At 72.8% G+C, this 21,135-nt stretch carries 18 protein-coding genes; 5 read left to right on the plus strand and 13 right to left on the minus strand.

Translation table 11 applies throughout. The features are described 5' to 3' along the window. The first annotated feature begins 195 nt into the window (after positions 1 to 195). Positions 196 to 3,498 carry an amidohydrolase family protein gene (locus tag AC27L3_RS03975; protein WP_487232595.1) on the plus strand — a complete coding sequence of 1,101 codons (3,303 nt, stop codon included), beginning with the start codon at positions 196 to 198 and terminating at the stop codon, positions 3,496 to 3,498. Between the two features lie 109 nt (positions 3,499 to 3,607). Here AC27L3_RS03975 and AC27L3_RS03980 read toward each other — a convergent pair whose 3' ends face one another. Both AC27L3_RS03980 and AC27L3_RS03985 read right to left on the minus strand, forming a co-directional pair. Then, entirely contained in the window at positions 3,608 to 4,492 is an 885-nt protein-coding gene (locus AC27L3_RS03980; RefSeq protein ID WP_487232596.1) for a chitosanase, read from the minus strand. Positions 4,493 to 4,661: 169 nt separating this feature from the next. Further along, positions 4,662 to 5,846 (minus strand): MBL fold metallo-hydrolase, encoded by a 1,185-nt coding sequence (locus tag AC27L3_RS03985; protein ID WP_487232597.1) that lies wholly within the window; start codon positions 5,844 to 5,846, stop codon positions 4,662 to 4,664. 144 nt (positions 5,847 to 5,990) lie between these two features. Here AC27L3_RS03985 and AC27L3_RS03990 point away from each other — a divergent pair, with 144 nt between their 5' ends. Beyond that, positions 5,991 to 6,959: an endonuclease/exonuclease/phosphatase family protein gene (locus AC27L3_RS03990; RefSeq protein ID WP_487232803.1), complete on the plus strand. Its 969-nt coding sequence runs from the start codon at positions 5,991 to 5,993 to the stop codon at positions 6,957 to 6,959. A 9-nt stretch (positions 6,960 to 6,968) separates the two neighbouring features. Here AC27L3_RS03990 and AC27L3_RS03995 read toward each other — a convergent pair whose 3' ends face one another. Beyond that, on the minus strand, positions 6,969 to 7,622 hold the full coding sequence (locus AC27L3_RS03995) for an alpha-ketoglutarate-dependent dioxygenase AlkB family protein (protein ID WP_487232598.1): 654 nt from the start codon (positions 7,620 to 7,622) through the stop codon (positions 6,969 to 6,971). A 116-nt stretch (positions 7,623 to 7,738) separates the two neighbouring features. Between AC27L3_RS03995 and AC27L3_RS04000 the strand changes: the two genes are divergently transcribed. Beyond that, a complete protein-coding gene (locus AC27L3_RS04000; RefSeq protein ID WP_487232599.1) occupies positions 7,739 to 8,299 on the plus strand; it encodes a carboxymuconolactone decarboxylase family protein in 561 nt (186 codons plus the stop codon). Between the two features lies 1 nt (position 8,300). Here AC27L3_RS04000 and AC27L3_RS04005 read toward each other — a convergent pair whose 3' ends face one another. From AC27L3_RS04005 to AC27L3_RS04015, 3 genes are all read right to left on the minus strand, one after another. Next, positions 8,301 to 9,191: an SAM-dependent methyltransferase gene (locus AC27L3_RS04005; protein ID WP_487232804.1), complete on the minus strand. Its 891-nt coding sequence runs from the start codon at positions 9,189 to 9,191 to the stop codon at positions 8,301 to 8,303. Between the two features lie 72 nt (positions 9,192 to 9,263). After that, a complete protein-coding gene (locus tag AC27L3_RS04010) occupies positions 9,264 to 9,512 on the minus strand; it encodes a DUF397 domain-containing protein (protein WP_344436535.1) in 249 nt (82 codons plus the stop codon). 4 nt (positions 9,513 to 9,516) lie between these two features. Beyond that, entirely contained in the window at positions 9,517 to 10,383 is an 867-nt protein-coding gene (locus AC27L3_RS04015) for a helix-turn-helix domain-containing protein (RefSeq protein WP_487232600.1), read from the minus strand. 136 nt (positions 10,384 to 10,519) lie between these two features. On the opposite strand from AC27L3_RS04015, the gene AC27L3_RS04020 reads away from it, so the two are divergent. Further along, positions 10,520 to 10,975 carry an ATP-binding protein gene (locus AC27L3_RS04020; protein ID WP_487232601.1) on the plus strand — a complete coding sequence of 152 codons (456 nt, stop codon included), beginning with the start codon at positions 10,520 to 10,522 and terminating at the stop codon, positions 10,973 to 10,975. Positions 10,976 to 11,021: 46 nt separating this feature from the next. Here AC27L3_RS04020 and AC27L3_RS04025 read toward each other — a convergent pair whose 3' ends face one another. Beyond that, on the minus strand, positions 11,022 to 11,813 hold the full coding sequence (locus AC27L3_RS04025) for an SGNH/GDSL hydrolase family protein (RefSeq protein WP_487232602.1): 792 nt from the start codon (positions 11,811 to 11,813) through the stop codon (positions 11,022 to 11,024). A 149-nt stretch (positions 11,814 to 11,962) separates the two neighbouring features. Between AC27L3_RS04025 and AC27L3_RS04030 the strand changes: the two genes are divergently transcribed. After that, positions 11,963 to 12,760, plus strand: a complete 798-nt coding sequence (locus AC27L3_RS04030; protein WP_487232603.1) for a tyrosine-protein phosphatase — start codon at positions 11,963 to 11,965, stop codon at positions 12,758 to 12,760. A gap of 10 nt (positions 12,761 to 12,770) precedes the next feature. Here the strand turns inward: AC27L3_RS04030 and AC27L3_RS04035 are convergent, their stop codons facing one another. The 6 genes from AC27L3_RS04035 to shc all read right to left on the minus strand — a co-directional run bounded on the left by AC27L3_RS04035 (position 12,771) and on the right by shc (position 21,026). Then, entirely contained in the window at positions 12,771 to 14,165 is a 1,395-nt protein-coding gene (locus AC27L3_RS04035) for an aspartate aminotransferase family protein (RefSeq protein WP_487232604.1), read from the minus strand. Further along, positions 14,162 to 16,087, minus strand: coding sequence for a 1-deoxy-D-xylulose-5-phosphate synthase (gene dxs, locus AC27L3_RS04040; protein ID WP_487232605.1), 1,926 nt, complete (start codon positions 16,085 to 16,087; stop codon positions 14,162 to 14,164). Before dxs ends, AC27L3_RS04035 begins: the two co-directional genes overlap by 4 nt. 61 nt (positions 16,088 to 16,148) lie before the next feature. Next, complete coding sequence (gene ispG / locus AC27L3_RS04045; RefSeq protein ID WP_487232606.1) at positions 16,149 to 17,315, minus strand: flavodoxin-dependent (E)-4-hydroxy-3-methylbut-2-enyl-diphosphate synthase; 1,167 nt, start codon at positions 17,313 to 17,315, stop codon at positions 16,149 to 16,151. 5 nt (positions 17,316 to 17,320) lie between these two features. Further along, entirely contained in the window at positions 17,321 to 18,343 is a 1,023-nt protein-coding gene (gene hpnH / locus AC27L3_RS04050; RefSeq protein WP_365966535.1) for an adenosyl-hopene transferase HpnH, read from the minus strand. A gap of 5 nt (positions 18,344 to 18,348) precedes the next feature. After that, positions 18,349 to 19,008, minus strand: a complete 660-nt coding sequence (locus tag AC27L3_RS04055) for a phosphorylase family protein (RefSeq protein WP_487232607.1) — start codon at positions 19,006 to 19,008, stop codon at positions 18,349 to 18,351. Beyond that, the gene (gene shc / locus AC27L3_RS04060) at positions 19,008 to 21,026 is read right to left on the minus strand and encodes a squalene--hopene cyclase (RefSeq protein ID WP_487232608.1); all 2,019 of its coding nucleotides are present in this window, start codon (positions 21,024 to 21,026) and stop codon (positions 19,008 to 19,010) included. Before shc ends, AC27L3_RS04055 begins: the two co-directional genes overlap by 1 nt. Positions 21,027 to 21,135: the final 109 nt, after the last annotated feature.

A 21,135-nucleotide genomic window follows, 5' to 3' on the forward strand; every position in this document is an offset into this window, starting at 1 on the left:
TGGTCGGCTCGTCAGGGGGTGGGCGGGCCCGTCTCCCTTCGGGTGACTCCCCGCGTCGTTTTCTCGGTGATCAAATCCGCGCACTTCCCCCTTTCCGGACTCCAGGGTGTTGACCCCGGCCACATGAGGCATGCAACGATCACCTTTTGCATATGACCTTCCGCCTCATGCAACTCCCCTGGACCAGGAGGAAAGTTGGACACGGACACCCACATCGCGGCGGCGGCCTCCGCCGCCCTCTCCCGTCGCGGGTTCCTGCAGGCCGCGGCGGGGGGTGCCGTCGTGGCCGGGGCGGGCGTCGCGCTGCCGGGGGTGGCCGCGGAGGCCCTGGCCGCCGGGCGGGGCGGGCGGTCGGACGTGCTGTCCTTCACCGCCGCCACCAATGGGGCCGCGTCCATGGCGCCGGACGGGCGGCATCTGGTCGCCGAGGTGCAGAACGTGCTGTGGTCGGTGCCGCGGAAGGGCGGGGAGGCGGTGGCGATCACGCCCGCCGACCTGGAGCCGACCCGGCCGGTGCACGCGCCGGACGGCCGGCAGCTCGCGGTCTGCGCGTATCGGGGTGGCGGCTTCCACATCTGGGTGCTGCGGCCCGACGGCTCGGGGCTGCGGCAGCTGACGGACGGGCCGTGGGACGACCGGGGGCCGGCGTGGTCGCCGGACGGCACGCGGATCGCGTTCGCCTCCGAGCGGGACGGCGACCCGGTGGCGGGCAGCCCGTACCGCGTGTGGGTGGTGGACGTCCGTACCGGCGCGCTGACCAAGGTCACCGGGCTGCCCGGGCAGGAGGGCCCGGGGCAGGAGGGGGCCTGGGAGGACTTCGACCCGGTGTGGTCGCCCGACGGCCGGCGGCTGCTGTTCGTGCGCGGCCGGGTGGAGGGCACTGCGCTGCAGTCCCGCACGGTCGCGTCGGTGGCGGCGGACGGGCGCGGTCCGGTGCGGGTCGAGCACACCGAGGCGGCGGCCGCGCAGGTGATGACCCCGGCGGTCTCCCCCGACGGCCGGCTGGCGTACCTGCGGACGACGGCCGCGCCGGCCGCCTCCTGCACGCTGGTCGTGGACGGGGCGGCGGTGCCGGTCGAGGGGGACGTGGAGCCGGTGCCCCCGCGGTGGGTCTCGCGGGGCGAGGTGCTGCTGACCGTCGGCGGGCATTTCACGATCGTGCAGGTGCCCGCCGGGGCGGGCACGGCTCCGGCGGACGACCTGCCGCACCCCTCGGCCGCTCCCGCGCCCACCCCGCCGGCGACCGGTCACGGGGTGCCGGCGGTCACGATTCCGTTCCGCGCGAGGCTGCCGCTGTCCCGGCCGCGGTACGACGTGAAGCGGTACGACTTCGCCGCCGAGGGCGGCGGCGTGCGGCCCGTACGGTCGCTGCATCTGCCGGCGCTCTCGCCGGACGGCCGCCGGGTGGTGTTCGCCGCGCTGAACTCGCTGTGGCTGGCCGACGTCTCCGGCGGCCGAACGCCACGGCGGCTGGTGAAGGCGGACCCGACGCGCTACCTGTTCGCACCGTCCTTCTCCCGCGACGGCCGGGCGCTGATCTACGCCGACGACCGCGACGGGCTGCTGGCGGTGCGCCGCCGCGACCTGGCCACTGGCGCGGAGACGGTCCTGGCGGGCGGCGGGCGCTCGCTGCCGGCGCTGTCGCCGGACGGCAGCCGGCTGGCATGCGTCGACATGTCGGGAAATATCGTGGTTCGCGAGCTCGCCGCCGGCACGGAGAAGGTGCTGGCCGCCCCGCTGGGCGCGGGCGGGCTGCCCGGCAGACCGAGCTGGTCGCCGGACGGGCGGTACGTCGCGTTCTGCGACCGCAACCGCCTGAACCAGCGCTTCCGCGAGGGCTACAACCTCATCCGCGTCGTCGACACCACGACCGGCCGGGCCCGGCTGCACGCGCTCGCCCCGCACGCCTCGATCTCCGACCGCTACGACTCCGGCCCGGTCTGGTCGCCGGACGGCCGCACCATGGCGGTGATCAGCGAGTCCGCACTGTGGCTGCTGCCCGTGCGCCCCGACGGCACCCCCGACGGCGAGGCGCGGCGGCTGACGGACGAGGCCGCCGACCACCCGTCGTGGGCGGCCGACAGCCGCCGGATCCTGTACTTGTCCGCCGGGCGGCTGCGGCTGCTGGACACCGCGACCGGCTCCGTGCGCACGGTGCCCGTCGCCCTGGACTACCGGCGCCCGGCACCCGTCGACACCGTGGTGCACGCCGGCCGGCTGTGGGACGGCACGGGCTCGGAGGTGCGCGAGGACGTCGACCTCGTCGTGCGGGACGGCCGGATCGCGGCCGTCGAGCCGCACCGGCCCCGGCGGGCGGCCCGGCGCACCGTCGACGCCTCGCAGCGGACGGTGATCCCGGGCCTGTGGGACGCCCACACGCACCCGTGGCAGTACGTCTACGGCGGCCGGCAGACCGCCATACAGCTGGCGTACGGGATCACCACGGCCGTCTCGTTCGGCGGCTTCGCCTACGAGCAGGCGCGGCTGCGCGAGGCGGTGGCGGCCGGGGAGCTGGCCGGGCCGCGGCTGCTGACCGCCGGCGAGCTGCTCGACGGCTCCCGCGTCGCGTACAGCATGGGCCGGGCGCACCGCACGCGCGAGGGCCTGCGCCGCTCGCTGACCCGGGCGGCGGCCCTGGACTGGGACTTCGTCAAGACCTACGTCCGGGCGCCGGGCTGGCTCATGGAGGAAGCGGCGCGCTTCGCGCACGAGCGTCTGGGGGTGCGCAGCGGCAGCCACCTGTGCTCGCCCGGCGTGCAGCTGGGGCAGGACCTGACGACCCATCTGCAGGCCACCCAACGCCTGGAGTTCGGGCACGCGACGACGGCCACGGGCCGGGCCTACCAGGACCTGGCGGAGATCTACACGGCCACGGACTTCCACATGGTCGCGACGATCTTCACCTCGATGCCGTTGCTGGGTGCCGACCCGGCGCTGGCGAAGGACCCGCGGATAACGGTGCTGACGCCGCCGTGGGACATCGCGCTGGTCGAGCAGACCGCCGCCAAGCCGCCGACCGAGGAGCAGCTGGCCACGCTGGAGCGCGAGGTGGAGGTCTACCGCACGGTGCTGGCGGGCGGCGGCATCGTGGCCCTGGGCACGGACGCCCCGCTGGTACCGGTGGGCCTGTCGCTGCACATGGGGCTGCGGGCGCTGCACCGGTACGGGCTGTCGGCCGCGCAGGCGCTGCGCACGGCGACGGTGCTGCCGGCGCGGGCGTTCGGCGTGGAGAAGGACCTGGGCACGCTGGAGGAGGGCAAGCTGGCGGACGCCGCCGTGATCGACGGCGACCCCTTCGCCGACTTCGACACCCTCGTGCGCACGACGTCGGTGCTGCGCGGGGGCGTGGAGTTCGAGCAGCGCGCGCTCGTCGCCGCGTACGAGCGCACTCCGGCCGTCGCGGCGCTGCGCGCCGGCGCGGACCGCCCGGACTGGCTGGCGATCGGCCGGCAACTGCGCCGGGACTCGTGCTGCGACATGGAGCACCCGGCGCACTGACGCCACAAGGGCCGCTGCGGCCCGGGCGCCTCCACCGGGGGGCGCCCGGGCCGCAGCGGCCTGCAAGGGGCGGCGGGAGCCTGCAGCCGCCCCGGCCGTGGAAGGATCGTTACTGCTTGATCTCGTAGGAGTCGCCGTAGACCTTCCACTTCAGCGGCGGCTCCAGGTCGAGGTTGCCGTTGTCGAGGAAGACCCGCTGCGCGGTGTCGACGCGGCTGGTGTCGCTGTGCGCCTCCTCGTGCTTCATGGCGGCCTTGCGCGCGTCCAGGAAGGCGCTCAGGTACGTGCGCTCGTCGCCGCCCTGAGCCGGGGGCTTGGCCTTGGCGAGGGCCTTCTTGCGGATGTCGCCGAAGCTGTCGCGGCCGGTGCCGGGGCCGTGCATGACGATGGCGTCGTAGTAGGCGAACTGGCCCAGGGCGCGCAGGCCGTCGGCCTTGGCCTGCCGGACGGCGGGGTCGAAGTAGACGCGGTCGCGCTCGGCCTCCTGGGCGTCCTGGAAGGCCTTGTCCTCGGCGGCCTTGTGCCAGGCGTCCTCGAAGGGCTTGCCGAGGCCGGCGTGGGAGTCGGTGCCGTTGACCTTGCGCAGGGCGGGCAGGTACGCGGCCAGGGGGTTGCCGGGCTTCTGCCGGGTGTAGCGCTCGACGAGTTCGAGCATGTCGCCGGTGCCGGAGCAGAAGCCGATGATGCCGGCGGTGTAGCCGCGGCCGTCCTTGATGTCCTCGATGTAGGTGAACTGGGCGCGCCAGTCGAGCGAGGAGTTCTCCGCACTGGAGACCAGCCGCATGGCGATGTCCTTCTTGTGCGGGTCGTCGAGGCCGGCGCCCTGCGTCCGGGCGGCGGCCGACGGCGCGGCGGCCGGGGACGACGCGGCCAGCCCGGGGCCCGCCAGGAGCAGCGAGGCGGGCAGGGCGGCGGCCACGCCCCACAGGGCGAGGCGGGTGGTCCTGGTCGTTGTCGTCTTCTTCGTGGCGTTCTTCGTGGCGCGTGCGGGCATGCGGAACTCCGTTCCCGGGGGTGGCTTCGGACCCTGCTGACACGGTGTTAGGAAGGTTTCCTAACCTCGGCCCGGGCATTGAAGCGTCCCGTCCGCATGCCTGACAAGACATACGCGCACAGTTGTGCGAGATTCCGCCAATGTCGGCGGCGGTTCCCCGGGGCGACCCTCAGGCCTGCAGCGCGACGTCGGCCGGCGCAGCGGCCTCCGGGCCACCCTCCTCCACCACCGGGCCGGCCCCCGCGGGCCGCGCCGCCACCGCACGCCACCACGGGTCGAACGGCAGGCCCACGGCCGGCTCGAACGGCTGCCCGGGCCGCGGCACGACCAGGCGGGCACCGGCGTCCCGGGCGGCGGTGACGCTGTCCTCGGCCGGCTCCTCCCACGGGTGCGGGGCGAGGTTGAAGGTCCCCCAGTGGATCGGCAGCAGGACACCCGCGGAGGCGTCCCCGCCCTGCAGGTCGGTGTGCGCCCGCACGCCCTCCCGGGGCGTCATGTGGATGTCCGGCCAGAACTCCGAATACGCGCCGATCTGCACCATCGTGGCGTCGAACGGACCGTGCTGCGCGCCGATGGCGGCGAAGCCGGGGAAGTAGCCGGTGTCACCGCTGTGGAAGATGCGGTGCGTGTCGCCGGCGACGGCCCACGACGCCCACAGCGTGTGCTGGGCGTTGCGCAGGGCGCGCCCGCAGAAGTGCCGGGCCGGGGTGGCGGTGAGGGTCAGGCCCCCGACGCGCGCCTGCTCGTGCCAGTCGAGCTCGGTGATGCGCCCGGCCGGTACTCCCCAGTGCTCCAGGTGGGCGCCGACGCCCAGGGGGACGACGAAGGCGGCGCCGCTGCGAATCAGGGCCCGGACGGTGGGCATGTCCAGGTGGTCGTAGTGGTCGTGGGAGATGACGACGGCGTCCAGCGGCCCGGTCTCGGCGAGCGGCACCGGGACGGGGTGCAGGCGGCGGGGTCCGGCGAAGGCGAAGGGCGAGCAGCGCTCGGACCACACCGGGTCGAACAGCACCCGGTGCCCGTCGATCTCGGCCAGGACGCTCGAGTGCCCCATCCACGTCAGCCGCAGCCCGGAGGCGGCGGGGACGGCCAGGTCGGCGACGGTCGTGGGGTGCACGGGCACGGCGTGGGCGGGGGCGCGGCGGCGGCGCTCCTCCGCACGGAAGTAGGTGGGCAGGAACGCCAGCATCGAGCCGGAGGGGGTGCGCCGGGTGCCCTCGGGGTTGACGAAGGAGCCGTCCGCGAAGTGCGGCGACCGCCGGATGCGCGCCATCCGCTCCCCCGCCGGATCGGCGCCGAAGGCGGCCGGGCGCAGCGAATCGAGGGGCGAGCGGTACGGACGGGAGCCGGTCACGGCACCTCCAGGGAGCACATCGGTCGGACCGGCCCATTATCCGCCGAGCGCATTGCCGCCTTCGGCCGGGCGGGTGATCGCCCGGGCGCGTCCCGGCCGACCGCGCCCCTCCGCCGTAAGTCCGATGAAAAGACTGGAGGCATGGTGGTCATCGGCACGTGGAACCTGCAGAACCTGGCTCGACCCGACGCCACAACGGGCACCCCCGAGGACGAGGCGGCGTACGAGGCGAAGCTCGACGGGCTCGCCTCCACCATCAACCGCCTCGATCCCGTGCTGCTCGGCGTGCAGGAGGTGCTCGACCCGAAGGCGCTCGACGACCTGGTCGAGCGCCTGGACGGGCAGTGGCACGTGCTGACGTCCCAGCACCCCGACAAGGCTCCGCACCACCACATCCGGGTCGGTTTCCTCAGCCGCAAGCCGATGAAGCGCCTCGACGACACGACCGACTTCCCCGAGCTGCTCCTGCCGGTCCAGAGCGGGGACGACGGCGACACGATCCACACCATGGGCCGCGGCGTCCTCGCCGTGGAGATCGAGCCGGCCCCGGGGCACAAGCTGCACGTGGCGGTCTGCCACTTGAAGTCGAAGCTCCTGAAGTTCCCCGACAAGCAGCACCCGGGCCGGGAGCGGTTCGACACGGACGACGAGGGCGAGCGCGCCCGCGTCGGCGCGTACGCGCTCTTCCGGCGGGGTGCGGAGGCGGCAGCCGTACGGGCGCTGGCGGACCGGCTCCTGGGGGGCCAGGGCGACACGCGCGACGTGGTCGTGCTGGGCGACTTCAACGACGGGCCCAAGGCGGCCACCACCCAGATCCTCCACGGCCCGCCCGGCTCCCAGCTGGACCATCCGCGGGGTGCGGCGAAGCCGGACCCGGGGGACGCGATGCGGCTGTGGAACCTGGCTCCGCTGATCAAGAAGAACGCCTTCTCCCGCGTCTTCGAGGGCGAGAAGGAGCTCATCGACCACATCCTGGTCAGCCACTCCCTGCTGGCCCGGGTGAAGCAGGTGTTCACGGGCGCCGGCGAGCCACTGGAGAGCACAGGCGAGCAGCCGAAGGCGGGCAAGCAGCCGAGCGACCATGCGCCCGTCCTCGCGGAACTCGCCTACTGAGCCGGTCCGCTACTGATCCAGCCCGCTGACCCTCAGGGTGATGTTCAGCCGTCCCGTCAGGCCCAGCGGGGCCGGTGCCGTGCCGGGCAGGATGCGCGGCACGCCGTGGTACGCGAGCCGGGAGGGACCGCCGAAGACGAACAGGTCGCCGCTGCGCAGCTCGACGTCCGTCCAGGGCCGGGTGCGGCCCTCGGTGTTGCCGAAGCGGAAGACGCAGGTGTCGCCCAGGCTGAGCGAGACGACGGGCGCGGCGGACTTCTCGTCGGTGTCGCGGTGCAGGCCCATCTTCGCGTCGGCGTCGTAGAAGTTCACCAGGGCGATGTCGTACGCCTCGGGACCGGCCGGGCGGCCGTACGCGTGCGCCACCGCGGCCCGCGCCAGGTCGTCCAGCCAGGCGGGGAACGGCTTGACCGGCGCGCCGTCGCCGTCGACGACGGTGCGGGCGTAGCCGTAGGGGAACCAGTGCCAGCCCAGCCCGACCGTGCGCACCGACATCTCGCCGCCGCTGGGCATGCGCACCGTGCGCAGGCCCGCCGGGGGCCGGGCCCAGGCGCGGCAGGCCGCCAGGAGGCGGCGCTGGGCGGCCTCGTCCAGCCAGCCGGGGACGTGCACCGCGCCCGGGGCGACCTCGGTCACGGGCCGGGGGAAGAGCTCACCGTCCATGCGGCCAGCCTAGGCCGGGGCACCGGCAAAAAGATTTTCACCCGGTGATGTCACATCCGGGGGGTCCCGATTCGTCGTACGGGTGACAGCAATCGTTCTCCCCGGAAGGCACCGCCATGGCCCGTGTGTCCCTCACCCCGCCCCGTACGCTGGTCAACCGCCTCGTCGCCTGGTACAGCAAGCGGACGTACGGCAAGGTCATCGATCCCCTGCTGGCCATGGGGCACAACCGCAAGGTGCTGATGACCGATGCCCGCTTCGAGATGTCGCTGGCCCGGTGGAACAAGCTGGACAGCGGGCTGAAGGAGCTCGCCGTGATGGCGTCGGCGGCAGCGATCGGCTGCTCCTGGTGCATGGACTTCGGCTACTGGATCAGCCACGGCCAGGGCATGGCGCCCGAGAAGCTGCGGGACGTGCCGCAGTGGCGCTCCAGCGACGCCTACACGCCGCTGGAGCGCGACGTCATGGAGTACGCCGAGGCGATGAGCGCCACCCCGCCGGCCGTGGAGGACGAGCTGGCGGAGCGGCTGCGGCGGCAGCTCGGCGAGGCGGCGTTCGTCGAGCTCACCGCGATGGTGGCCGTGGAGAATCTCCGCTCCCGGATCAACTCGGCGCTGGGGCTGACCAGTCAGGGCTTCAAGGACAGCTGCGAGGTCCCGGCCCGCCCCGGCGCCTGAGTCAGCCCTTGCGGCCCACTCCGCCGTAGAAGACGGTGTTGCTCAGCTCCTCGGGGCCGGGCACCGGGCCGTCCGGGCGCCACAGCGGCACCCGGACCAGGCCCGGCTCCAGGAGCGCGAAGTCGCCGAAGAGCGGCTCGATCGCGGCCCGCCCGCGCAGGTTCAGGGCGGCGGTGGCGTTCTTGTAGACGTCGAGCACTCCGTCGCGGGCCACGACGTCGGTGCGCCCCCGGGCGTAGCCGGCGTAGGGCTCCTCCGTGGCGTGGGAGAGGACGAGCAGGCTGCCGGCGGGCAGGGCGTCGCCGAGGGTGGCGATGATGCCGGCGGGGTCCTCCTCGTCCTTCACGAAGTGCATGACGGCGACGAGCAGCAGGGCGACGGGCTCGCGGAAGTCGATCAGATCGCGGACCACCGCGTTCTGCAGAATCGTTTCGGGCTGCCGTACGTCCGCGAGCGCAAAGCCGGCGCCGCCCTCGTTGGTGAGCTTGGCCCCGGCGTGGGTGGCCACGATGGGGTCGTTGTCGACGTACGCCACCCGGACGCCGTCCGCCTCCTCGCGCGCGACCTCGTGGGTGTTGGGCGAGGTGGGGATGCCGGTGCCGATGTCGAGGATCTGCCGGATGCCGCCGCGCACGGCCTCGCGCACCGCCCGGCGCAGGAAGGCCCGGTTGGCGCGGGCGGACAGGCGCACCTGCGGGTGGGCCGCGATGACCTGCTCGGCGGCGAGGCGGTCGACCTCGTAGTTGTCCCAGCCGTCGAGGTAGTAGTCGTACATGCGGGCCGGGTGCGGTCTGCTGGTGTCGATCTCCTCGGCCGTGAAGCCCCCCGCCTCCAGGCCCGGGCCGCCGAAGCGCCCGTCGAAGCCCCACTCGCCCACGCCCTGCTCGCTCATGCCCTGCTCACCCACGCCCTGTCCCCTTTGCTTCGCATGTTCTCTCCCCCGTTCGTGCGTGCGGTGGCGCGGTCAGTGCCCCGCGAGCAGGAAGTCGGCCTCGCCGGCCTTGGCGCCGCGGATGAAGGTCTCCATCTCGTGACGCGTGTAGATCAAAGCGGGACCCTCGGGGTCCGTGGACTGGCGCAGTGCCACGCGCCCGTCCACCAGTCTCATGACCTCGACACAGCTGCCGCCGTTGCCGCCGCTCCACGGCTTGCTCCAGCCCTCGGTGCCGAGGTCGGAGGCGGGCATGCCGTTGTAGACGTGGTCCGGATCCATGGATTCAGATCTCCTTACGAATGCCACCCAGGATTGCCTTGGTGGTGTGTGCCGGCGCGGCCTGCGCGCACATCCGGTCCAGTGCCTCCAGGAAGGACGAGACGTCCTCGCGCTGGTCGAAGTAGGAGGCACCGACGAGGTTCTCCGCGTACGCGATGTCCGGAAGCTCATGGAGGGGGAACCGGAAGATGTGGAAGGGCCCGTACATCGCCGGGTGCGGGCCGGCGGCGAACGGCATGAACTGCAGGCGGACGTGCGGCATCTCACTGGCCTCGATCAGCCGGTCGATCTGGGCCCGCAGCACGTCCGGCCCGCCGATGGGCCGGCGCAGCACGGTCTCGTCCATCACCACCCACAGCAGGGGCGGCCGCTCCCGGGTGAGCAGGCCCTGGCGCTCCCGGCGCACGGCGACGGCGCGCTCCACGTCCGCCTGGGGGGCGTGCGGCATGCCGGCGCGCAGCACGGCCCGGGCGTAGTCCTCGGTCTGCAACAGGCCGGGGACGTAGTGCGGTTCGTAGGCGCGGATGAGGTTGGCCTCCTGCTCCAGGCTCACGAACGCGCTGAACCACTCGGGCAGGACGTCCCGGAAGCGGTGCCACCAGCCGGGGCGGTTGGCCTCGCGGGTCAGTGCGAGGAAGCCCTCCACCTCCTGCGGGTCGCTCACCCCGTAGACGCGGAGCAGCTTCTCCACGTACGGGATCTTCAGCCCGACCTCGGCCTTCTCCATCCGCCGGACGGTGGCGTGGGTGACGTCCAAGGCGCGTGCGGCCTCCTCGTAGGAGAGGCCGGCCTTTTCCCTGAGGTCCTGGAGCCGCTTGCCGAGCACGACCCTCAGGACCGTCGCGGCCCCCGCCGGACGCGCGTCCGCCACTGTCCATCCCCTCCAACTGCCGTCATATGCCAGCAGTGTGCCACGCAGCTTGTCGACCCGACAGACTGTCCTTGCGATTCTGCAATTTACAGATTGAACCTTGCCACAGCTCGCACACATCGCACATAGTTGCGGCGTGGTCCCCTCCCATGACGCACCCTCGCCCGGGCTCTGCGGCAGCTATCTCATCGGCCATCTGCAGGACGCCTTCCACTTCCCGGCCCTCAACGCCTCGGTGGCGGAGGCGCGAAAACGAGTTCTCGCGCGGCTGCGGGAGTGGGGAATCGACGAAAGCGCCTGTGACGACGCACAGTTGGTGGTCTCGGAACTGTTCACCAACGCCGTGCGGCACACCGACAGCGACAAGGTCGGCTGCCGGCTGCGGGTGAGCAGGGCGGCGCTGCGCATCGAGGTCGCCGACCAAGGACACGCCCCGACGGAACCACGGGTGCGCTGCAGCGGGGCGGACGAGGAGAGCGGACGCGGACTGCTCCTGGTCGGCGCCCTGTCGGCGGCGTGGGGCGTCCGGCCCGACGACAGCGGCCACGGCCGTGTCGTCTGGGCGGACGTGCCGCACAGACGGCTGCCCTGAACGGGCCCGCACCGCGGGCCCGCAGGGAGCCGGTTGCGGCCGCGCGTTACAGCGGCAGCAGGTCCGGGCGCTTGGGCTCGACGTTGTCCCCCGAGGACTCGCCGCGCAGCCGGCGCCCGATCCACGGCACCAGGTGCTCCCGGGCCCAGTGGATGTTGTCGCGCCGCACCTCGGCGGCCGAGCGCTGCCCCTCGTCCGGCCACGGCTGGTCCGGGTCGGCCGGCACGTCAAGGCCCAGCACCTGCGCGGCGCGCAGCGCCACGCGCGTATGACCGTCCGCCGACAGGTGCAGCCGGTCCTCGCTCCAGGCGCGGCGGTCCTGCACCGAGCGCAGCGACCACAGGTCGAGCACCGGGCAGTCGTGCCGGTCGGCGATGGCCCGCACATGGGCGGTGTACGTCGCGATCTTGCCCCTCAGGTGCCGCAGGACCGGCACCCCGCGGGTGTCGAAGCCGGTGCACAGCAGTACGGTGCCCACCGTCGCGCGCAGCTCGGCCACGGCCGCCTCGTAGCGCTGGGCCACGTCGTCCGGGTCGCTGCCGGGGCGCAGGATGTCGTTGCCGCCGGCGCAGAAGGTGACGAGGTCCGGCCCGAGCTCCTTGGCCCGGGGCACCTGCTCCTCGACGATCTGGTCCAGGAGGCGGCCGCGCACGGCCAGGTTGGCGTACCGGAAGGTGTGCTCCGGCTGCTGGTCGGACAGCAGGATGGCCAGCCGGTCGGCCCAGCCGATGAACGTGTCGTCGGGTCCCGGGTCGCCGACGCCCTCGGTGAAGCTGTCCCCGACGGCCGCGTACGACCCGATTGCGCTCTTGCTGAATGAATGCGAATCGTCTGCCACGTCAGCACATCTTTCACCTTCGCAAGTGACCTACGCCACCGTAACCAGGGGTTGACGTGCCGTGATGTATCCCACCCCGGCAATCTCGCGCCGTGCGGAATACGATGCGGTGTCGCATCGGCGCCGCATCTTTCCCTAGGGAGCAGCACGTGACTTGGACACCGCCCGCCCCGTCGACCGAACCCGAGCTCGCGGGAGTGCGCAACTTCCGCGATCTGGGCGGCCTGCCGGCCGCCGGGGGACGGCACGTGCGGCCCGGCGTCCTCTTCCGCAGCGGCCACCTCGCGCACGCCACCGAGGCGGATGCGGCCTTCCTCCAGTCGCTCGGACTGCACACGGTCTTCGACTTCCGCAACGCGGCCGACATCGCCCTCGAAGGCCCGGACGTCGAGCTCACCGGCGTGCGGAACGTCAACATCCCGTTGTCGGACCCGGCCGACGGCAGCGAGTTCTGGCGGATGGTGCGCGACGGCGACCTGGCCACCCTGCGCGCGGTCCTCGGCGAGGGCCGGGCGGCGGAGCGGATGGCCGACTCCTACCGCACGATGATCGTCACCCGCACCGCCGAGCACAGCCGCGTGCTGCACGCCCTCGCCGACGACAGCGTCCCCGCCCTGATGCACTGCGCCGCCGGCAAGGACCGGGCGGGGCTGTCGATCGCCGTGACGCTGCTCGCCCTCGGGGTGGAGCCGGAGGTGATCGAGGCCGACTACCTGGAGTCCAACGCGCCGCACCGGCGGTACGTGGTGCGGCGGGCGGACGGGGCGGCTCCGCCGGAGGTCATGGAGCTGCTGTCCCCGCTGTTCGAGGCGAGGGCCTCGTACCTGGGGGCGGCGTTCTCCGCGGTCGCGCAGACGTGGGGGTCCACCGAGCGGTACCTCTCCGAGGGGCTCGGCCTGGCACCCGGCACGCGGGAGCGGCTGCAGGAGCGACTGCTGTCCGCCTAGAAGACCGGCGTCACTTCCCCATCGCCTGCTTCATCAGCGTCTTGCCGAAGTCCCACATCAGGCCGCCGCCCTCGTGGGCCTCGTCCATGACCGACGTGAAGGCGTCGACGAAGCGGTCGACCTCGCGCTCGCCGATGATCAGCGGCGGGATGAGCTTGATCACCTCCAGGTGGTCGCCCGAGACCTGCGTGAGGATGCGGTGTTTGCGCAGCAGCGGGATCACGACCATCTGGGCGAACAGGCCCTTGCGGGCCGCCTGCAGCATCGTCCAGCGGCTGCGCAGGCCCAGCGACTTCGGCCGGCCGAACTCGATGCCGATCATCAGTCCGCGCCCGCGCACGTCGTGCAGCATCTCGTAGGTGCCGGTCAGGGCCGCCAGGCGGGAGCGCAGCAGCTCGCCCGTGGTGCGGGCGTTGGCGACGATCTGCTCGTCCTCCATGACGGCGAGGACCGCCAGACCGGCCGCCATCGCCTGGGCGTTGGAGCCGAAGCTGGCCGAGTGGACGAGCACCCGGTCCATGGAGGAGTAGACCTTCTTGAAGATCCAGTCCTTGCCGAGCGTGGCGCCGACGGGCACGTAGCCGCCCGAGAGGGCCTTGGCCACGCACACCAGGTCCGGTTCGACGCCGCTCTCGTGCTGGTAGGCGAAGAACTCCCCGGTGCGGCCGATGCCGGTCTGCACCTCGTCCGCGATGAGCAGGGCCTTGTGCCGGTGCAGCAGCTCCTGCGCCGCCCGCAGGTAGCCGGGCGGGGGGACGTGCACGCCCTTGCCCTGGACCGGCTCGATCACGAACCCCGCGACGTCGCCGCGCGCCAGCTCCCGCTCCAGCGCCGCCAGGTCGCCGAGCGGCACCGCGGTGTCGGGCAGCAGGGGCGCGAAGCCGTCGCGGAAGCCGTCCTCGCCGTTGACGGACAGCGAGCCGATCGTCAGGCCGTGGAAGGCGTGCCGGCAGTACAGGATGCGCGGCCGGCCGGTGGCGTACCGGGCGAACTTCAAAGCGGTCTCCACCGCCTCGGTGCCGCTGTTGCCGAAGAAGACCCGATTCAGGTGGGGGGCGTACGACAGCAGCCGCTCGGCGAGCAGGCCGGGCAGCGGGGGGCAGTCGAAGCGGGTGAGGTCGGCGAGGGAGGCGTCGAGGACGTCGTGCAGTGCCTTGCGCACGACGGGGTGGTGCCGGCCCAGGCCCATGACCCCGAAGCCGGCGAGCATGTCGAGGTGCTCGTGCCCGTCGGCGTCCCAGAAGTACGCGCCCTCGGCCCGCTCGTAGACCTTGTCGAAGCCGATGGTGTGCAGCATGCGCGGCAGCTGGTGGTTGAGGTGGCGGGCGTGCAGGTCGTAGCGTTCGCCGCCGCGCTCGGCCAGCAGCCGGGCCAGGTCGAATCCCTTGGTGCCCTCGGAGGTCATGCCTCGCTCGTCTCCTTCGCGGCCGCGGCCCGCGCGGCCTGGTCCTGCGCCCGGGCCAGGGCGGCGCTGATCTGCCCGGCGATCTCGGCCGGCGTGAGCCCGACGTCGGCGAGCACCTCGGACCGCTTGGCGTGCGCCAGGAACTGCTCGGGGATGCCGAAGGTCCGTACGGGCACGTGGGTGCCGGCGTCCCGCAGGGCCTGGGCGACGGCCCAGCCGACGCCGCCGGTGCGGCTGTTGTCCTCCACCACCGCGACCAGCCGGTGCCGTGCGGCCAGCGGCGGCAGGGCCGGGTCGACGGGCTTGACCCAGCGGGGGTCGACGACGGTGCAGCCGGTGCCGCGGGCCCGCAGCAGCTCGGCCGCGTCCAGCACGACCGGTGCCATGGCCCCGACGGCGACGAGGAGCACGTCGGAGGGGGTCCGGGCCGAGCCGGCCAGGACGTCCATGCCGCCGACGCGGCCGACGGCGGGGACGGGCTCGCCCGCGTTCTCCTTGGGAAAGCGCACGACGGTGGGGGCGTCGTCGACCTCGACGGCCTCGCGCAGCTGGGCACGCAGCTGGTCGGCGTCGCGCGGGGCGGCGATCCGCAGGCCGGGGACGACCTGAAGGATCGACATGTCCCACATGCCGTTGTGGCTGGGTCCGTCGGTGCCGGTGACCCCGGCGCGGTCCAGGACGAAGGTCACCCCGCATTTGTGCAGGGCCACGTCCATCAGTACTTGGTCGAAGGCGCGGTTGAGGAAGGTGGCGTAGACGGCGACGACCGGGTGCAGGCCGCCGGTGGCCAGGCCCGCCGCGCAGGTGGCGGCGTGCTGCTCGGCGATGCCGACGTCCCAGACCCGGTCCGGGTACGCCTCGGCGAACCGGGTCAGGCCCACCGGGTCCAGCATGGCCGCCGTCAGGGCCACGACGTCGGGCCGCTCGGCCCCGATGCGCACCATCTCCTCGCCGAAGACCGACGTCCAGGACACCCCGGCGGGGCGGGACAGCGGCTCGCAGGTGAGCGGGTCCATCACGCCGACGGTGTGGAAGCGGTCCGCCTCGTGCTCCAGGGCGGGCCGGTAGCCGCGGCCCTTCTGCGTACGGCAGTGCACCAGGACGGGCCCGTGGAAGCGCTTGGCCCGGCGCAGCGCGGACTCGACGGCGGCGATGTCGTGGCCGTCTATGGGGCCGAGGTACTTCAGGCCCAGGTCCTCGAACATGCCCTGGGGCGCGAAGGTGTCCTTGAAGCCCTTCTTCGCGCCGTGCAGCGACTCGTAGACGGGCCGGCCCACGCCCGGCACGCGCAGCAGGGCCTCCTTGCCGCGGGCGAGGAAGCGCTCGTAGCCGTCGGTGGTGCGCAGGGTGGCCAGGTGATCGGCGAGGCCGCCGATGGTGGGCGCATAAGAGCGCTCGTTGTCGTTGACGACGATGACGAGCGGGCGGTCCTTGGCGACGGCGATGTTGTTCAGCGCCTCCCAGGCCATGCCGCCGGTCAGGGCGCCGTCGCCGATGACGGCGACGACGTGGCGGTTCCAGCGGCCGAGGACCTGGTTGGCCTTGGCCAGGCCGTCGGCCCAGCCCAGCACGGTGGAGGCGTGGCTGTTCTCGATGACGTCGTGCTCGGACTCCTCGCGGGAGGGGTAGCCGGACAGGCCGCCCTTGCCGCGCAGTTTGGAGAAGTCCTGGCGGCCGGTGAGCAGTTTGTGGACGTAGGACTGGTGGCCGGTGTCCCACAGGATGCGGTCCGCGGGCGAGTCGAAGGCCCGGTGCAGGGCGATGGTCAGCTCCACCACGCCGAGGTTCGGTCCCAGGTGGCCGCCGGTCCTGGCCACGGCGTGGATCAGGAAGTGGCGGATCTCCTCGGCGAGGTCGGTGAGTTCTTCTGCGTCGAGTGCCTTCAGGTCGCGTGGACCGCGGATGTTCTCCAGCAACGACACGCCGGCCCCCTCCTCCTTGGTCGGCCCGGCAGTGCGGGCTCGTTCCTGTTGCCGCCGCCGTTCAGACGACGGTGACGGCGGGCGGCCCGGAGGGGCCGCCGTCGGTCCCGGTCTTCTCGGCGAGCTTCATGGCCTCCTCGATGAGGGTCTCCACGATCTTCGACTCGGGAACGGTCTTGATGACCTCGCCCTTGACGAAGATCTGGCCCTTGCCGTTGCCGGACGCGACACCGAGGTCGGCCTCACGGGCCTCACCGGGACCGTTGACGACACAGCCCATCACGGCCACCCGCAGCGGCACCTCCATCCCCTCCAGACCCGCGGTGACCTCGTCGGCGAGCTTGTACACGTCCACCTGGGCCCGGCCGCACGACGGGCAGGAGACGATCTCCAGCCGGCGCTGGCGCAGGCCCAGGGACTCCAGGATCTGGATGCCGACCTTGATCTCCTCCGCCGGCGGCGCCGACAACGACACCCGGATCGTGTCGCCGATGCCCTCGGAGAGCAGGGCGCCGAAGGCGACGGCGGACTTGATGGTGCCCTGGAAGGCCGGGCCCGCCTCGGTGACGCCCAAGTGCAACGGGTAGTCGCACTGGGCGGCCAGCTGACGGTAGGCGTTGACCATCACGACCGGGTCGTTGTGCTTCACCGAGATCTTGATGTCGCGGAAACCGTGCTCCTCGAACAGCGACGCCTCCCACAGGGCGGACTCCACCAGGGCCTCCGGCGTCGCCTTGCCGTACTTCTCCAGCAAGCGCCTGTCCAGGGAGCCGGCGTTCACACCGATGCGGATCGGGACGCCCGCGTCACCGGCCGCCTTCGCGATCTCCCTGACCTTGTCGTCGAACTGCCGGATGTTGCCCGGGTTCACGCGCACCGCCGCACACCCGGCGTCGATCGCGGCGAAGACGTACTTCGGCTGGAAATGGATGTCCGCGATCACCGGGATCTGCGACTTGCGGGCGATGACCGGCAGCGCGTCGGCGTCGTCCTGGGAGGGACAGGCGACCCGCACGATCTGGCAGCCGGAGGCCGTCAGCTCGGCGATCTGCTGCAGGGTCGCGCCGATGTCCGCGGTGACCGTGGTGGTCATGGACTGCACCGAGACGGGTGCGCCCCCGCCGACCGGCACCGTCCCGACCTGGATGCGCCGCGAGGGGCGGCGCTCCGCGAGCGGCCGGGGCGGCACCGGGGGCAGGCCCAGGGAGACCGGCTCCGTGGTGGACACGGCCCCTACCCCCGGTTCCCGGAGACGGTCTCGCGTGCGGCGCGCAGGGACTCCTTGAGGGAGCCCATGGTGGCCAGGACGGCCGTCGGCTCGTAGCCGCAGTGGGCCATGCAGTTGGCGCACCGCTCGTCCCTGCCGCGGCCGTACTTCTCCCAGTCGGTCTCCTCGATCAGCTGGCGGTACGTCGGCACGTACCCGTCGCTCATCAGGTAGCAGGGGCGCTGCCAGCCGAAGAGGGAGTAGTTGGGGATGGCCCAGGCAGTGCAGGGGAAGTCCGCCTTGCCCTCCAGGAAGTCGAGGAACAGCGGGCTGTGGTTGAGCCGCCAGCGGCGCCGGTTGCCGCCGGAGAACGCCTTGCGGAACAGCTCGCGGGTCTGCTCGACGCCGAGGAAGTGCTCCTGGTCGGGGGCCTTCTCGTAGGCGTAGGCGGGCGAGATCATCATCTCGTCCACCTTGAGCTCGTCGTTGAGGTAGTTGAGCACCTCGACGACCGTCTGCGGGGTGTCGGTGTTGAAGAAGGTGGAGTTGGTGGTGACGCGGAAGCCGCGCCGCTTGGCCTCCTTGATGGCCTCCACCGCCTCGTCGAAGACGCCCTCCTTCGCCACCGACGCGTCGTGCCGCTCCCGCAGACCGTCGATGTGCACCGCGAAGGCGAAGTAGGGGGACGGGGTGAATTTCTCGATCTTCTTCCGCAGCAGCAGGGCGTTGGTGCAGAGGAAGACGTATTTGCGCCGGGCCACCAATTGGCGCACGATCTCGTCGATCTGAGGATGCATCAGGGGCTCGCCGCCGGCGATGGAGACCATCGGGGCGCCGGACTCCAGCACCGCGCCGACCGCCTGGGCAACGGGCATGCGCTGTTTGAGCACGCCGGCGGGATGCTGGATCTTGCCGCACCCCTCGCACTTGAGATTGCAGGCGAACAGCGGCTCGAGCTCCACGATCAGCGGAAACTTCTCCCGCCGCCGCAGCTTCTGTTCGAAGAGGTAGGTTCCTACCCTGATGGTCTGGCGGAGCGGCATGGCCATCTGGCTCACCTCCTGGGGAGCAGCAAAGAACGGTGCCATTCGAAAAAAGCCGGCAGGACGGTGCGCAGTACGCGGAAGGCTGATATTCCACCGCGCAGCGTCCCGATACGTACGAGTTCGTGTTCCGGAGCGTCCACGACCACTCTTACGGCGGCAACGGGGCGTGCCCCGGCGCGGACGGCGCTTCGGAGCGTGGCCGCGGACTCCATGTCCACCGCCAGCGCGCCCGAGGCGTGCAGGGCCGCCCGCTCGGCGCCGCGCACCACGTGGTCCGAGCCCACGAGCGGTCCGGTGTGGATGACGCGCCGGGGGGCGACCCGCGTGAGCTCCTTGGCCAGCAGCTCGACCCCGACGCACTCGGTGCGCCCGGCGGCGTCGCGGGTCTCGTCGGCGACGACCAGGTCGCCGGGGTGCATCCCCGGCGCCAGCCCGGCGCAGAAGCCGGTGGCGATGACGGCGGCGTCGCGCATCCCGCCCTGCCGGCGGGCCTCGGCGAGGACCCGGGTGACGGCACGGTCCGCCGCCTGCGGCCCCATGCCCGTACGCAGTACGGTCACGGGCCCGGCGGCACCGCTCGCGCCCCCGCGCAGGGCCAGCCGCTCGATGCCGAGAGCGCAGGCGATCAGCAGCGGTGCGGGGGCGGGCGTGTCCGTGCCGTGGGTCATCAGCCCTCCAGCCGTGGGGCGGCGGAGGGCTCGCCGTGCAGGTAGCGGCCGAGTGCGGTGAGCGGGAAGACCTGGCGGTAGAGGTGGTAGTTGATGGAGAAGTCCCAGGGGAAGCCGGTGCCGGTGAAGTACGGCTCGTCCCAGGCGCCGTCCTCCCCTTGGGTCTCCGCCAGGAAGAGCACCCCGCGCTGGACGGCCTCGCTCTCGCGCTCCCCCGCGGCCAGCAGGGCCATCAGGGCCCAGGCGGTCTGCGAGGCGGTGGAGGCGCCGCGGCCGATCCAGGCGGGGTCGCGGTAGGAGCGCAGGTCCTCGCCCCAGCCGCCGTCCGGGTTCTGCACGCTCGTGAGCCAGGCGACGGCCCGGCGCACCGCGGGGTGGGAGGCGGGCAGCCCGGCGGCCGTCAGGGCGGGAACGACCGAGCCGGTGCCGTAGACGTAGTTCACGCCCCACCGGCCGAACCAGGCGCCGCTCGCCTCCTGCTCCGCCAGCAGCCACTCGATGCCGCGCCGGGCCCGGGGGTCGTGCTGCTTGCCGAGGAAGGCCAGCATCTCCACGACGTGGGCGGTGACGTCGGCCGAGGGCGGGTCGACGACCTCGCCGAAGTCGCAGAAGGGCAGTCTGTTGGGCAGGGTGCTGGTGTTGTCGGCGTCGAACGCCCCCCAGGCGCCGTTGCGCGAGCGCATGCCGACCGCCCACCGGGCGGCCCGGCGCACCGCCGCCTCGACGCGGTCCGGGTCGGGGTGGTGCACCCGCTTGAGGGCGAGGACGACCTCGGCGGTGTCGTCGATGTCGGGGTAGGTGTCGTTGTGGAACTCGAACGCCCAGCCGCCGGGCTCCAGGTGCGGGCGGCGCACGGTCCAGTCGCCGGGGCGGGTGATCTGCTCGTCGAGCATCCAGTCGGCGGCGCGCACCAGGGCCGGGTGGTCGGCCGGCAGGCCGGCGTCGGCGAGGGCGGTGACGGCCAGGCAGGTGTCCCAGACCGGGGACTGGCACGCCTCGATCATCCGCACGGGCTCGCCGTCGGCGCCGGTGTGCCAGACGGCGAAACGGTCCAGCGAGGCCAGTCCCGCGCGCAGGACGGGGTGGTCCAGGTCGTAGCCCAGCAGGTGCAGGGCGATGACCGAGTAGACGGCGGGCGGCTGGATGCCGCCCCAGCAGCCGTCGTTCTCCTGCCGCTCGATGATCCAGCGCGCCGCCGTGTTCAGGGCGGCCCGGCGCAGCGGGGCGAGCGGCAGCCGGTGGTAGGCGTGCAGCGCCTTGTCCAGGCGCTGGAAGAGGCCGTCCCAGCTGGCGGCCGGGGCGAGCGGGCGCGGCGGGTTCGGCCGCCCCGGGTCGGTGTGCAGCTCGTCCAGGGTGAAGGGGCCGGGCCGCACGGGGCGCAGGGCGGAGACGACCGTCAGGGGGACGATGGTCTGCCGGGCCCACTGGCCGAAGTCGTAGATGTTCAGCGGGAACCACTTCGGCAGGTACATGATCTCGGGCGGGAGCTCCGGCAGGTCCTCCCAGCGCCACCAGCCGAAGAGGGCGAGCCAGATGCGGGTGAAGACGCGGCTCGCGGCGATGCCGCCGTGCTCGCGGATCCAGGCGGCGGCCGCGGCCATGTGGGGGTCGGCGGGGTCGTCGCCGGCGAGCCGCAGGGCGACGTAGGCCTCGATGCAGGCGGACAGCTCGCCGGGGCCGCCGTGGAAGGTGGCCCAGGTGCCGTCGGGGCGCTGCTGGGCGCGGATCCAGCGGGCGGCGGCCGCGGTGGTCCGCTCGTCGTCGACGCCGAGGAAGCGCCGCAGGAGCAGGTCCTCGGCGTCCATGGTGACGTTGGCCTCCAGGTCGCCCTTCCACCAGCCCTGCTCGTCCTGGCGGGCCAGCAGGTGCTCGGCGGCGCGGGCGGCGGCGCGGGCCGCCGCCTCCTGGATCTTCGGCGGCCCGGGGGGCGCCGTGGGGTTGCGCAGGACGGTCGTGCTCGGGTCGGCCTCGGCCGCGCGGGGCGGCGGAGCCCCGGTGCCGTCGGTCGTCGCTGTCATGTGGTGTCCCCTAGTGCAGTGAGTTCCTTCTCTGCCGTACTGCTGTGACTGCCGTACTTCGGGGTTCCGCCTCGGCCGGTGCCGCGCACACGGGCACCGGCCGGCGACC

This window comes from Streptomyces sp. PKA51, assembly GCF_057552455.1.